Source organism: Haloprofundus sp. MHR1, from assembly GCF_005155585.1.
GTDB classification, from domain to species: Archaea; Halobacteriota; Halobacteria; order Halobacteriales; family Haloferacaceae; genus Haloprofundus; species Haloprofundus halophilus.
The window spans coordinates 583,801-597,223 of sequence record NZ_CP039833.1 but is presented as its reverse complement, the minus strand read 5'-3'; the positions used below and the strand labels follow the sequence as shown (position 1 = coordinate 597,223).

The following is a 13,423-nucleotide window of genomic DNA, read 5'->3' as shown; positions in this document are numbered from 1 at the left end:
GGTCGTCCGTCGGCGACAGAAGTGGGCGAAGACGACGAGAAGTCGACGGGTCAGGCGACGGCGAAGAGGACGAGGTTGTGGACCCCCGGCCCGAGACCGACGGCCGCGACGAGCGTCAGGAGCAGAAAGCCCTCGCCGGGTTCGTCGCGGACGTAGTCGGCCATGAGCGAGACGACGACGCCGGCCAGGAGGAGTTTGACGACGACGAACAGCCACCCCGAGCCGATGAGCTCGGCGGTCGGCAACTCGGCGGCGAACTCGAAGATGAGCCGCGACAGCGGCGTCCGCTCGCCGAACGAGAGGACGTCGAGGCCGACGGCCGTCGAGACGCCGTCGAGCGCGTGGCCGAACACTGCGAGCGCGCCGGCCCACCGAGTGACGGCCGTCTCCGGCCGGACGGTTTTCAGTCCGAACCACACTGCTGCACCGAGGGCGAGCGAGACCGCGAGCGCGACAATCGACCAGAAGGGCTGAAACGACCCCGACGAGAGCGCCGCCGCGACGGGTAGCCCCACCGCCGGAACCGCGGCGACGACTCCCGACGCGGCCAGCGTCGTGGGGACTGCTACGTCGGCCGCGTCGGCGACGACCCAGACGCCGCCGGCGACGACGGCGACCGAGAGGTAGACGGAGGGCGTCCCCATCAGCGGTTCGATTACGGGCGGAAGAACCCCGAGCGCGTAGGCGACGTGGAGCGCCGACCCGGTGACCATCCACGGAGCGAGCGCGAGCACGTGGCGGTCGGTGAACGCGGGTCGGCGGCGGTACAGCGCGTAGCCGACAGCGGCGAGACCGACGACGAGCGCGAGGAGGTACGGCAGCGGCGGCAGCGCGAACCCCTCGGGCAACACCTGCATGGGGCGAGGAGTGTGGGGCCGCCGTGAAAGCCTTACCGAACGCAGACGGCCGCGCCGGGGGTGGGCTTCGACGACTGCGCCGGTCTCCGGCGGGATTTTAACGCCCGCCGTCGTGGGACGGCCATGGAGCGCAGCGAACTCGCCGCCCGCATCGACCACACCGTTCTCGGCCCGGAGACGACGCTCGACGACGTCGAGCGCGTTCTCGACGAGGCCGCCGAGTACGGGATGAACGTCTGCATCCCGCCCTGCTACGTCGCCGAGGCCGCCGAGTACGCCCCGGACGTGACGCTGGCGACGGTCGTCGGCTTCCCGCACGGGCAGCACTCGACGGAGACGAAACGCGTCGAGGCCGTCGACGCCTGGGAGCAGGGGGCCGACGAGTTGGACATGGTAATCAACGTCGGCCGCTTGAAAGCGGGCGACGACGACGCCGTCGAAGCCGACGTCGCCGAAGTCGTCGCCGCGGTGCCGATACCGGTGAAGGTCATCATCGAGACGGCGCTTCTGACCGACGAGGAGAAACACCGCGCCTGCGAGACGGCGAAGGAGGCGGACGCCGCGTTCGTGAAGACCTCGACCGGGTTCGCCGAGGGCGGCGCGACGGTCGAGGACGTCGAACTGATGGCCGAGTACCTGCCGGTGAAGGCCAGCGGCGGGGTCGGCAGTTACGACGAGGCGATGGCGATGTTCGAGGCCGGAGCCGAGCGCATCGGTGCATCGAGCGGTACGGCGATTCTCGACGGCGCACCGGAGTGAGAATGGAGGGAGAGTTCCAACTCGACGAGGTCGACCGCCGAGTCATCCACGCGCTGATGGCGGACGCACGTAACACCTCCGCGCCCGCAATCGCCGAGGGACTGGGCGTCTCCGCGGGGACGATTCGCAACCGAATCGCCCGGTTGGAGGACGCGGGCATCATCAAAGGGTACCACGCGCACGTCGACTTCGAGCGGGCCGACGGACGGCTGACGAACCTCTATCTCTGTAACGCCCCCGTCGCCGAGCGGGAGTCCATCGCCGCGAGGGTCCGAACCGTCCCGGGCGTCGTCCACGTCCGGGAGCTGATGACCGGTCGCCGGAACCTCCACGTGCTCGCGGTGGGCGAGGACATCGCCGACCTCCGACGAGTCGCGCGGGCGCTCTCCAGTCTCGGCATCGAGATCGAGGACGAAGATCTCGTGCAGGCGGACACGTATCTCCCGTACGCGGCGTACGAACCCGAAGGCGACGAACACCGGGGAACGCTCTCGGACTTCGTCAGCCTCACCGGCGGCTCCGAGATCGTCGAAGCGACTATCGGCGAGGGCGCGACCATCGACGGGTTGACGCTCTCGGAGGCGGACGAGCGCGGCCTCTTGAGCGGAAACACCCTCGTCATCTCCGTCGACCGCGGCGACACCGTCGTGACGCCGCGAGGCGACACCGTCCTCCGCGCCGGCGACGAGGTGACGCTCTTTTCCCGCGGTGACGTTCCCGACGAGACGCTCGCCGCGCTCCGGAACACCGAGTAGTTCGGAGACTGGAATCGATCGGCGTCGCTCCGAGACGCTCGTTGCTCGAAACGTTACCTCGCTGAGTGGCGACGCAGAGAGTCACACTTTTGTTCGTGTGTAATTTTAGTGCAGATACTTGCAGAGTAGGACATTTATATATTAGATTTTGCATCGAGCAGATGTGAGTCGATTGAATTATGATTCCTCATTCAGAACGGTGCAGTATGAGCGTTCGAATCGAGGGGACGGGCGGAACTAACGCGGAGTCGCCGGGTCGTCACCCGAAGGAGAGACGCGATGGCTGACGAGGAGTTAGCGAAGGACCTGGGGTTGCTGTCGGCGATGACCATCGGCATCGGGACGATGATCGGGGCGGGCATCTTCGTCCTGCCGGGCGTCGCCGCCCAGGAGGCCGGTCCCATCGTCGTCGTCTCGTTCGTCGTCGGCGGGCTCATCGCGATGGTCAACGCCCTCTCCGTGTCGGAGCTCGGTACGGCGATGCCGAAAGCCGGCGGCGGCTACTACTACGTCAACCGCGCGCTCGGCCCGCTGTTCGGCTCTATCGCCGGTCTCGGCGACTGGGTCGGTCTCGCGTTCGCCTCGGCGTTCTACTGTATCGGCTTCGGTCAGTATCTCGCCGAACTCGTCGGCCTGCCCGGGGTCCTCTTCCTCTCGCCGATACAGGTGGGCGCGCTGCTCGCCGGATTCGTCTTCGTCGGCGTCAACTACATCGGCGCGAAGGAGACCGGCGGCATCCAGACCGTCATCGTCTTGCTTCTCCTCGCGATTCTCGGCGCGTTCGCCGTCGCGGGGTGGACGACGTTCGACTACGCGACGCTCGCGGGCGAGGACGGCCTCGCCCCGTTCGGCTTCGGCGCCATCCTTCCCGGCACTGCGTTGGTGTTCGTCTCGTTCTTGGGGTACGCGAAGATCGCGACTGTCGCCGAGGAACTCAAAAACCCCGGTCGGAATCTCCCCATCGCCATCATCGGTAGCGTCGCGCTCGTCACCGTGCTCTACGCCATCCTGGTGACGGTGATGCTCGGCGTCGTCCCGTGGCCGGACCTCAGTCGGGATGCGCCGGTCGCGCAGGCCGCCGAGGTCGCGTTCCCCGGCGGTATCGCCGGCGTCGCGGCGACCGTGATGACGCTCGGAGCGCTGTTGGCGACGGCCTCCAGCGCCAACGCCTCGATTCTCGCGTCAGCGCGCATCAACTTCGCGATGGGTCGCGAGAAGATCGTCACGAACTGGCTCAACGAGATACACCCGAAGTTCGCCACGCCGTACCGCTCGATTCTCGTCACGGGCCTCATCATCGTCGTGTTCATCGCGGCGCTCGGACGGGATTTGGCGGTGTTGGCGAAGGCGGCGAGCGTGCTCCATCTCATCGTCTACGCGCTGATGAACGTCGCGCTCATCGTCTTTCGCGAGTCCGAGGCTATCGACTACGAACCGGAGTTCCGCGTGCCGTTCTACCCGGTGACGCCGATAGCCGGGGCGTTGCTGTCGCTCGGCCTCGTCGCGTTCATGGACGACATCGAAATCGCGCTCTCGGCGGTGTTCGTCGTCGCCGCGGTCGTCTGGTACTTCGTCTACGCGCGCAGGAAAGTCGAGACGGGGGGACTGCTCAGCCAGTACGTGCTCTCGCGCTCCGAGCAGATGCCCGACGCCGCCGTCTCCGCCGCCAGTACGGTCAAACCCGACGGCGGCGACTACCGCGTGATGGTGCCGCTTGCGAACCCCCGCACGGAGAAGCATCTCATCGAGTTGGCGAGTCTGATGGCGACGGCGCGCGGCGGAACCGTCGAGGCCATCCACGTCGTCACCGTCCCCGACCAGGTGCCGCTGTCGGCCGGTGCCGAGCGGATTCAGCAGATAGACGCCGAGTCGTCGAAGTTGCTCGCGGCCGCCCGCGAGAGCGCCGAGACGTTCGGCGCGCCGGTCGAGACGCGGACCATCGTCTCGCACCGCTCCGTCGAGGAGGTGTTCGACGCCGCCCGCGACCACCGCGCGGACCTCGTCGTGATGGGGTGGGGCGGGTCGCCGTTCTGGTCGGCCGGCCGCGTCGAGGGAACGTTCGACGAACTCGCCGGGAACCTCCCCTGCGACTTCCTCGTCCTGAAAGACGAGGGGTTCGACCCCTCCGACGTACTGGTCCCGACGGCGGGCGGCGGCGACTCCGACCTCAGCGCCGAGGTCGCGCGCATCCTCCTCGACCGCGGGTCGAACGTGTCGCTGCTCTACGTCGTCGACGGCGAGGACGAGCGCGAAGCCGGCGAGACGTTCCTCCGCGAGTGGGCCGAAGAGCGCGACCTGGGAGACGCCGAGATTCGCGTCGATTCCTCCGGCGACGTCGAGGGCGCTATCGGCCGCCACTCCGAGGAGATGTCGATGGTCGTCATCGGCGCGACCGAACGCGGCCTGCTCTCGCGGTTGCTGACCGGGTCGCTCGTCTACGACATCGTCGACGAGGTGGAGTGTTCGGTGCTGTTGGCGGAGCGCCCGAGCAAGCGGTCGCTGCGGGAGCGGTTGTTCGGGTCGCGGTCGGACGACGACTGAACGAGACCGGCGTTCGACCGGCCTCAATCGCTCCGTTCCTCGATGGCGTACGCCCGCGAGCTGTCTTCGGTGGTGGTCAGCGCGAAGACAGCGCCGTCGGCGACGGCGAGTCCCTCCTGAACGCCGCCTTCGACGTCGGCGGTCCACCGCTTCGCGCCGAATCGGACGTCGTCGACGCCGACGCCGCCGTCCATCGCGTAGGCGTCCACGCGGTTCTCGCCGCCGACGTAGACCGTGTCGCCCGCGGCGGCGGGTCCCGAGAAGTAGTCGTCGCCCGCCGTCCAACGCGTCTCGCCCGAGGCGGCGTCGACGGCTGCGAGTCCCGAACCGTCGGTCCCGTAGACGGTTTCGTACGTGACGACGAGCGAACTGTGGGCGCTGACGGCATCGCTCTCCCAGCGCGGCGCTCCGGCGAGCGCGCCGGAACCGAGTCGTGCGAGCGGGCCGCCGAACCCCCCGGCGAACACGTCCTCGTCCGTGACCGCGAGCGCTTGTATCGCGCCGCCGAGTTTGGTTCGCCAGTAACCGCGCTCTCCGTACGGGTCGAGCGCGTACACCTCGCCGCCTTCGGTGCCGACCGTCAGGACGCCGACCGATGCGACGAAACGGCTTGCGGAGCCGAACAGGCTCCGTCGCCACCGCTCCTCGCCGGTTCCCGTGTCGAACGCGTAGATGGTTTCGTCGCTGTCGCCGACGAAGAACAGCTCTCCGTCGTGGTCGAGCGTCGGTACCGTGCTGGCGGCGGCGTCGGTCTCGACGGACCAGCGTTCCTCGCCCGATTCGGCGTCGACGGCGAACGCTCGGCCGCCACCCGACGCGGTGTAGACGGTTCCGTCGTGAACCGACGGCGAGCGAAGGTAGTGGTCGTCTTCGCCGCCCGCGCGCCACCGCTCCTCGCCCGACTCCGCGTCGAGCGCGAGGAGCGTATCCGAGCACGGGACGAATACGGCCCCGTCGGCGACGACGAGGCGACCGGTCGGGAGGCCGGGCAGTTCGGTCGACCACCGCACCGTGGGATTCGAGCGCGGGCCGACCGGGTTCGGGTTGTAACTCGTCCACCCGGCGTCGAAGGCGGGTCGCGGCCAGTTCGTCGGCGCGTCCTCGTCGACCTGCCTCGCACCGGCCGCCGAGTCGCGGTTTCCAGCCGCGAGACAGCCGGCGAGACCGAGGGTTCCGGCCGCCCCGACCGCTGCGAGAAGCTGTCGTCTGGAGGGCATCACCGACCGTGCGTCCGGACTCGTGATATATTTTCGGAAGAACAAGGGCGAGCCGAAAGCGGTCGGCGAGCCGATGCACGAACCGCCCCCAATCGTCGCGCTTTTGCCCGCAGACCCGATACAACCCACAAGCGAATGGCCCGGTACCACATCGAAACTTACGGTTGCACGTCGAATCGGGGTGAGAGCCGCCACATCGAGCAGGCGCTGCGCGACGGCGGCCACCACCCCGCCGACGGACCCGAGGAGGCCGACGTGGCCATCCTCAACACCTGCACGGTCGTCGAGAAGACCGAACGCAACATGATTCGCCGGGCGGAGGAGTTAGAGAGGGAGACGGCGGACCTCATCATCACCGGCTGTATGGCGCTCGCGCAGGGCGACGAGTTCCGCGAGGCCGGCATCGACGCCGAGGTGCTCCACTGGGACGACGTGCCGAACGCGGCGATGAACGGCGAGTGTCCGACCGTCACGCCGGACACCCAGCCAGTTCTGGACGGTCAAGTGGGGATTCTCCCCATCGCCCGCGGCTGCATGTCGAACTGCTCGTACTGCATCACGAAGTTCGCCACCGGGCGCATCGACTCGCCGCCCGTCGAGGAGAACGTGGAGAAGGCCCGCGCGCTCGTCCACGCCGGCGCGACGGAGATTCGCGTGACGGGGCAGGACACGGGCGTCTACGGCTGGGACAAAGGCGACCGGAAGTTGGCGGAGCTGCTCGACCGTATCTGCGACATCGAGGGCGAGTTCCGCGTGCGAGTGGGGATGGCGAACCCCGGCGGCGTCCACGGCATCCGCGAGGAACTCGCCGACGTGTTCGCGGAGAACGAGAAGCTGTACAACTTCATCCACCTGCCCGTCCAGTCCGGCAGCGACGACGTACTGGAGGATATGCGCCGTCAGCACCGCGTCGACAAGTTCCTCGACATCGTCGAGACGTTCGACGAGCGACTCGACTACTGGACGCTCTCGACCGACTTCATCGTCGGCTTCCCCACCGAGACCGACCACGACCACGCCCAGAGCATGGCGCTGTTCAGGGAGATTCGCCCGGAAAAGGTGAACATCACGCGCTTCTCGAAGCGCCCCGGCACCGACGCCGCTGACATGAAGGGCCTCGGCGGCACCATCAAGAAGGAGCGCTCGAAGGCGATGTCCGAACTGAAGATGGACATCGTCGGCGAGGCGTACGAGGAGATGGTCGGCACTCGACGGGAGGTGCTGGTCGTCGAGGAGGGCGTCGGCGACTCGGTGAAGTGCCGCGACGGCGCGTACCGACAGATCATCGTCCAGAACGCGTCGGAACGCGGCGTCGAACCCGGCGACTTCTTGGAGGTCGAGGTGACGGGTCACCAGACGGTGTACGCGTTCGCAGAGCCGGTGTGACCGGCGCGAAGAAACGACAGGGCAGTTTTCGACGACATATCTCTCATCAAAATACATTTATAGAGACACGAAAGTGGCCATCCTATGCGTCGATTGGTCCTCGTCGTCTGTCTCGCTGTCTTCCTCACAGGCTGTAGCGCGCTCCCGTTCGACAGCCCGCCGCCCAGCGACGACCGCGCTGTTGCCGCCGTCGAGGAAGTAAACGACACGGTCGCGGGCGTCGAGACGTACCGTTTCGATACGAGCCTTCGCGTCTCCGCGTCGGACGGGGAGCAGTCTCGAACTGCAACCGTCGACGGCACCGGTTCGGTCGACCTCGTGTCGAAGCGAATGCACGCAACGTCGGACGTCGAAGGTGAAACGTTCGACTCCTACGTTACGGAGGGCAAGTCCTATCAAGAGTGCTCCGAACCGTGGAGCGGGTACGCCGTCGAGAACGTCTCGGACTCGGGAGACTGGGCGACCGTGACACCGCTTCACCGCCAGCTCGAACTGTTCGAGCGCTCGAACGTCTACTGGCGCGGAAACCGGACCGTCGACGGGAATCGGACCGTCCTCGTCGTCGCCCATCCGAGCGACGACACCGTCGAGTCGCTCGTGGAGCGTCGTCGGACCGAAACCGCCGGACTGGGCGGCAACTCGTTCGACAACGCGACCGCGCGCCTCTGGATAGACCCCGAGACGAACCGCCCGGTCAAATCCGCCCTCCATCTGGAACTCTCTCGACGGGGTGCAACCGCCACCGCGGATATCGCGACCCGATACGCGGGATACGGCGAGTCAGTGACCGTCACCATCCCGTCGGCCGCCTACGAGAACCAGTACCAACTCGGCTGTCCGGGTTCGTAGACGTCTTCTCCGTCGGCCGGTATCGAGAGAAAGCATTTATCCACGTACGTGACAGTCTGGAGTGACGATGCCCTCCAGACGGACCTTTTTGCGTGCGACGGGACTTTCGGCGCTCGGCGTTGCCGCCGGGTGTACCGCTCCGGCGACCGACGGGAGCGACGGCGCGGACGGTCGTGAGAGCAAGACGCCGACCGAGACCCCGACGCCCGCGCCGAGCGAGACAGCGACCGAGATTCCAGAGAACGAGCCGTTCGTCCTGCCCGAGTCGTCGGTGCGGACCGTCGGTGACGTGCGAATCGCCGTCGCAAATCCCGCCGTCAGAAAGGCGGCGGCCTACGAGTCCATAATGGGTTCCGGCGGCGTGCTCGCTCCCGCCGACCGCCAGTTCGTCGTTGCCGAGGTCCAGCACCGCGACGAAGTGAACCCGAACGCCTCGACGGAACCGCCGTACGACGCCTTCGAACTCGTCGTCGACGGCGAGACGTATCCGACAGTCGAGATCGAGCAGCGAACGACGGGCGCGTACACCACCTCGTTCGCCGACCGGGGCCGGATTCGGTACGACGGGCCGCCGATGCTGAAACCGCGAACGGTCGGCTGGGTCGCTTTCGAGCCACCGTCGCCGCTCGACGCCGACGAAGCCGCTATTCGGTGCCGCCACACTGGCGACACCGCCGGATGGGCGCTGTCGGCGGGTACCGCCTCAGAGCTTGGCCGCCGTGCGCCGACGTTCGAGTTACGCTCGTTCGGCGCCGAACTCGTGAGCGAGGGAGCGAACGTCGAACTCTCGCTCGTCGCCGAGAACACGAGCGACGTCGACGGCGAGTTCCTCGCGGCGGTGTACTGGCCGACGGCCGGTATCGCCGACGACGACGAGTCGACCATCGTCCGCGAAAACGTCGACGCGGGCGGACGCGTCGAGTGGAGCCAACGGTTCAGCACCGAGTACTCCGGCGACGAGAACGGGGAGGTGACGGCGAGCGTCGACGGGATGGTCTCGGCGTCGGAGACGGTGGACCTCGACACCGAAACGACGACCGCGTCGAGCGCGGCGACGGACACCGCGTAACGGCGATTCGCGCAACAGGTCGACTCTGTATCCCGCAACGCTCTTACTCATCGACCTGTTCTCCCAACTGTATGAGCCGCCCCCTCCTCCGCGACGTCCTCCAACCCGTCGCCGTCGTCACGGCGGTGTTTCTCGTCCTCGTGTTAGTGAGCGGCGTGTGGCCCCCGATGGTCGCCATCGAGAGCGGGAGCATGGACCCCCATATGCAGAAAGGCGACATGGTCGTCGTCACCGCCACCGACCGGTTCTCGGGGGGAACCGCCGACGCCGCCGGCGTCGTGACGGCCGACGACGACGGCGACTACCGGCGCTTCGTCGGCGACGGCGACGTGATAATCTACGACGCGCCGAACCGCGAGACGCCGATAATCCACCGCGCGCGCTTCCGCGTCGACGACGGCGAGAACTGGTACGAGCGGGCGAACCGGTCGTACCTCCCCGCCGGTGTCGACAGCTGTGACGACCTTCGGAACTGTCCGGCCCCGCACGACGGCTACGTGACGATGGGCGACGCCAACGGCGTCTACGACCAAGCGAAAGGTATCGCACCCGTCGTCAGGGAGGAGTGGGTCCGCGCGAAGGCCGGCGTTCGGATTCCGTGTCTCGGCTGGCTTCGCCTCGTTGCGGAGGGCTCGGAACCGCTCCGAGAGGTCTCCTGCTGGTGAGCCGCGAAACTCAACCCACCGCAGTTTACTCTTAGCGACTCCGCGTACGCGAGGCTGTGTCGGGGACGGGAGGACGGTCAGCGTCGTCCGTCGACGCCCGTCTCTCCGGCCAGACGGTCGGTCTCGTCGTCTTCTTTCCACTCGCCGAGCTCCTTCGGGTCGACGTGGACGAACACGTCGTCGACCTCCGAGAGCTCCCGTATCGACACGACGATATCCGTCTCGATGTCGTGGGCCTCTCGGACGGTCATGTCGCCTTCGACTTCGATGTGGAGACTCACGTCGATCTCGGGGCCGACGTAGTGAGCGACCACGTCGTGAGCGCCGCGGACGTCCGGATGCGAGAGCGCGCGGCGGATGATCTCGCTTCGGAGGTTCTCCGGCGGCGCACGCCCGACGAGGTAGTTCACGTTGTCGCGGACGATTTCGTAGCCCGTGTAGCCGATGCCGAGGGAGACGACCGCGGCGGCGGCGGGGTCGAGAATCGGTGCGCCGAGTCGGGTGCCGAGCACGCCGACGAGCGCCGCGCTGGCGGTGAGAATGTCGTTTCGGTTGTCGAGGGCGGCGGCGACGAGCGCCGGAGAGTTCTCTCTCTCGCCGACTCGACCGCAGTACCGGTACAGCGCGTATTTCACGACGGCGCTGGCGACGAGCACGCCGACGGCGGCGAGTCCGACCGTCTCGCCGTAGCTGCCGGTGAGCACCGACTCGACGGCTCGCCACAGCACCGCCCCGCCGGCCGCGAAGATGCCGACGGCGACGAACAGCGAGACGAACGGTTCGATCCGTTCGTGGCCGTGCGGGTGGTCGAAGTCCGGCGGTTGCGTCGTTATGTAGAGGCCGGCGAGGACGACGAAACTGTAGACGGCGTCCGAGAGGCTGTTGACCGCCTCGGACCCGACGGCGAGGCTCCCGGTGGTGTACCACGCCGCCCCCTTCGCCGCGGCGAGTGCGAGGTTCGCCACGAGGACGACTACCCCGACTCGCCTGACGACGGCCTGCCGGTCCATCGGTCGTCGTAGGACACCCCCGCTGAAAGAAGCTTTGGAGTGACGGTCTGTGCCGGTGATTCACTCGGCGTCGGGTGTGCCGCGAGGTGTCGGGAGTCCGAGCGGCACTCAGTCGAACCGAACCCGAACCGCGGCGTCGTCGTCCCCGACGGTTGCACCCTCCTGCTGAGAAAAGGCGTCGTGGAGGCGGTCGTAGGTGTCGTCGAGCGCTTCGACGAGCACCTTCGTGTCGCCGACGACGGGCATGAAGTTCGTGTCGCCGGACCACCGGGGGACGACGTGGGTGTGGACGTGGTCCTCGATGGAACCGCCGGCGGCGCCGCCGAGGTTGAGCCCGGCGTTGAACGCGTCGGGGCCGATGGCGGTCCGAAGCGCCTCGAACGTCCGTTGCTTGAGCCGGGCGTGGTCGAGCAGGTCCGCGTCGGAGAGGTCGGTGTACTCGCCGGTGTGGCGGTAGGGGATGACCATCGCGTGACCGGGGTTGTACGGGTAGTTGTTCAGGAGGACGAAACAGCGGTCGCTGCGGGCGACGATGCGGTTCTCTCTGTCCGCGTTCTCGTCGGGGAGCGTACAGAACGGACAGCCGTCGCCGCCGTCGCCGTCGCGCTCGACCCACTCGATGCGCCACGGCGCGAACAGTTGGTCCATAGCACAGTCACAGTCGCCAGTCGCTTAGGCGTACCTCACTGCGGCCGCCGCCGAGCGATAGCGCGGACCAACGTGGTCTCGGCGTCGACGTTCGAGAACCTCTCACACGCGTCGACGCACCGTCCAACACCGTCCTACCCCGTCTGACGGCGCTAAACGGTTTGAACGGTTCCCCCGTTATGTCCGGTTAAAGTCGCCGCGGTCTTGCGATGAACGGTCGAAATGCTGCGGAACGGAGGTGTGTCTTTATTCGTAAATCGCCCATACTGTTGTCCGAAATGGCGACGAAATCCAGACCCGACGGGGTGACGGAGGCGTGTGACCGCTGCGGGAGGGAGACGACACACGACGTCCGTGTCGAAATTCGAACCGAGAGCAAGAAGCGCGAGAACGCGGAGTTCTCGCGCGAACCGTACCGAATCTCGGTCTGCGGCGTCTGCGGCTCGGAGAAGACACAGCGGATGAACAACGCGTGAGGACGGCGGAGCCTACTGAGCCATTCCCTTCACTTCGGTTCGGGATAGCGAACCAGACAGCGACCGCTGACGGGCGACTCGAACGGGCCGAGTCCAGAACCCCGGTCCCCAATGGGCGGCGTCGGTAACGGCGTCGCGTTCTCGTCGGTCGACTGCACGAACGACGCTCGATTCCGCGGCTCTCGACTCAGTCCGTCGTGATCTCGCAGCCGTCCTCGGTGACGATGACCGTGTGTTCGGCCTGGCTGACGAGACAGCCGTCGTCCTCCTTCAGGACGGGGTAGCCGTGGAGGACGTGGTTCTGTTCGAGGCGGCGAATCGCCATGTCCGCGCGCGGCACGTCGAGCCAACGGGCCGCGAAGGGGAGCGTGCGGTAGTTCTCCTTCACGTGGTCGAGCACCTGTCGCGCCTGCCGGTTGCGGACCGAGCGCTCGTTTTCGAGGCTGTAAATCTCCTCTTTCGCGCCTTCGGTCACTTTGCCGCTGCCGTCGGTGGCGAACGGTTCGACGGCGACCACGTCGCCGACTCGGAGTTCGACGCCGCGTTCCGCGCCGCGGTTGGGGATGTTCGGCCCCGTATGGGCGTCCCACTGCTCGACGCCGTGGCCCGAGAGGTTCAAGATAGGCGTGTAGCCGTAGCCGCGGATGACGTCCTCGATCTCCGCGCCGACAGCGCCCGTCTCCGCACCGGGTTCGATGGCGTCGAGCGCGGCAGCGAGCGCCTCCTCGGACGCCTCGACGAGTTCGGGGTTCCCGGTGAGGTCGACGGTGACGGCGGCGTCGGCGATGTAGCCGTCGACGTGGACGCCGACGTCGAGACAGACCATGTCCTCACCGAACTCCGTGTCGTCGTCGCGGGCGGGCGTCGCGTGCGACGCCTCCTCGTCGACGCTGATGTTGACCGGGAACGCACAGCCCGCGCCGTGTTCTGCGATGCGCGATTCGGCGTACTCGGCGACTTCGAGGTGCGTCACGCCGGGTTCGATCATCTCCGCGGACTCGTCCAACACGGTTCGGAGGATGTCGCCCGCCTCGCGGTACTTTTCGACCGTCTCGTCGTCGAGATGTCCGATGCTCATACCCGCAGGCTTTGACCGACCGACGCAAAGAGGTTGCGGGACGAGGGAGCGGCCGACCCCCGAGTCGGCGGTCGCCCTCGACGACGCGCGAACGGTCAAACAGGTCAGTTTCA

At 67.3% G+C, this 13,423-nt stretch carries 13 protein-coding genes; 8 read left to right on the top strand and 5 right to left on the bottom strand.

The window, feature by feature from the left end; genetic code table 11:
* Nucleotides 1-50: 50 nt before the first annotated feature.
* A complete protein-coding gene (locus FCF25_RS02880) occupies nt 51-857 on the bottom strand; it encodes a DUF63 family protein (protein ID WP_137047274.1) in 807 nt (268 codons plus the stop codon).
* Nucleotides 858-980: 123 nt separating this feature from the next.
* On the opposite strand from FCF25_RS02880, the gene deoC reads away from it, so the two are divergent.
* From deoC to FCF25_RS02865, 3 genes are all read left to right on the top strand, one after another.
* Nucleotides 981-1,616 carry a deoxyribose-phosphate aldolase gene (gene deoC, locus FCF25_RS02875; RefSeq protein WP_137047273.1) on the top strand — a complete coding sequence of 212 codons (636 nt, stop codon included), beginning with the start codon at nt 981-983 and terminating at the stop codon, nt 1,614-1,616.
* A gap of 2 nt (nt 1,617-1,618) precedes the next feature.
* Nucleotides 1,619-2,371 carry a winged helix-turn-helix transcriptional regulator gene (locus FCF25_RS02870; protein WP_117594669.1) on the top strand — a complete coding sequence of 251 codons (753 nt, stop codon included), beginning with the start codon at nt 1,619-1,621 and terminating at the stop codon, nt 2,369-2,371.
* 279 nt (nt 2,372-2,650) lie between these two features.
* Nucleotides 2,651-4,912: an amino acid permease gene (locus FCF25_RS02865; RefSeq protein WP_137047272.1), complete on the top strand. Its 2,262-nt coding sequence runs from the start codon at nt 2,651-2,653 to the stop codon at nt 4,910-4,912.
* A 23-nt stretch (nt 4,913-4,935) separates the two neighbouring features.
* Here FCF25_RS02865 and FCF25_RS02860 read toward each other — a convergent pair whose 3' ends face one another.
* A complete protein-coding gene (locus FCF25_RS02860) occupies nt 4,936-6,129 on the bottom strand; it encodes a PQQ-binding-like beta-propeller repeat protein (RefSeq protein WP_137047271.1) in 1,194 nt (397 codons plus the stop codon).
* Nucleotides 6,130-6,264: 135 nt separating this feature from the next.
* On the opposite strand from FCF25_RS02860, the gene FCF25_RS02855 reads away from it, so the two are divergent.
* From FCF25_RS02855 to FCF25_RS02845, 4 genes are all read left to right on the top strand, one after another.
* Nucleotides 6,265-7,515: a tRNA (N(6)-L-threonylcarbamoyladenosine(37)-C(2))-methylthiotransferase gene (locus FCF25_RS02855; protein WP_137047270.1), complete on the top strand. Its 1,251-nt coding sequence runs from the start codon at nt 6,265-6,267 to the stop codon at nt 7,513-7,515.
* 84 nt (nt 7,516-7,599) lie between these two features.
* Nucleotides 7,600-8,364 (top strand): hypothetical protein, encoded by a 765-nt coding sequence (locus FCF25_RS02850; protein ID WP_174786365.1) that lies wholly within the window; start codon nt 7,600-7,602, stop codon nt 8,362-8,364.
* Between the two features lie 67 nt (nt 8,365-8,431).
* Nucleotides 8,432-9,433, top strand: coding sequence for a hypothetical protein (locus tag FCF25_RS15475; RefSeq protein ID WP_117594665.1), 1,002 nt, complete (start codon nt 8,432-8,434; stop codon nt 9,431-9,433).
* Between the two features lie 71 nt (nt 9,434-9,504).
* Nucleotides 9,505-10,098, top strand: a complete 594-nt coding sequence (locus FCF25_RS02845; protein WP_117595303.1) for a S26 family signal peptidase — start codon at nt 9,505-9,507, stop codon at nt 10,096-10,098.
* Between the two features lie 77 nt (nt 10,099-10,175).
* On the opposite strand, the gene FCF25_RS02840 is transcribed toward FCF25_RS02845, so the two are convergent.
* Nucleotides 10,176-11,108 carry a cation diffusion facilitator family transporter gene (locus FCF25_RS02840; protein WP_137047269.1) on the bottom strand — a complete coding sequence of 311 codons (933 nt, stop codon included), beginning with the start codon at nt 11,106-11,108 and terminating at the stop codon, nt 10,176-10,178.
* 108 nt (nt 11,109-11,216) lie between these two features.
* Nucleotides 11,217-11,756 carry an HIT domain-containing protein gene (locus FCF25_RS02835; protein WP_137047268.1) on the bottom strand — a complete coding sequence of 180 codons (540 nt, stop codon included), beginning with the start codon at nt 11,754-11,756 and terminating at the stop codon, nt 11,217-11,219.
* 278 nt (nt 11,757-12,034) lie between these two features.
* Between FCF25_RS02835 and FCF25_RS02830 the strand changes: the two genes are divergently transcribed.
* Complete coding sequence (locus FCF25_RS02830; RefSeq protein WP_117594662.1) at nt 12,035-12,232, top strand: hypothetical protein; 198 nt, start codon at nt 12,035-12,037, stop codon at nt 12,230-12,232.
* A gap of 187 nt (nt 12,233-12,419) precedes the next feature.
* Here the strand turns inward: FCF25_RS02830 and map are convergent, their stop codons facing one another.
* Nucleotides 12,420-13,310, bottom strand: coding sequence for a type II methionyl aminopeptidase (map, locus tag FCF25_RS02825; RefSeq protein WP_117594661.1), 891 nt, complete (start codon nt 13,308-13,310; stop codon nt 12,420-12,422).
* Nucleotides 13,311-13,423 lie beyond the last annotated feature (113 nt).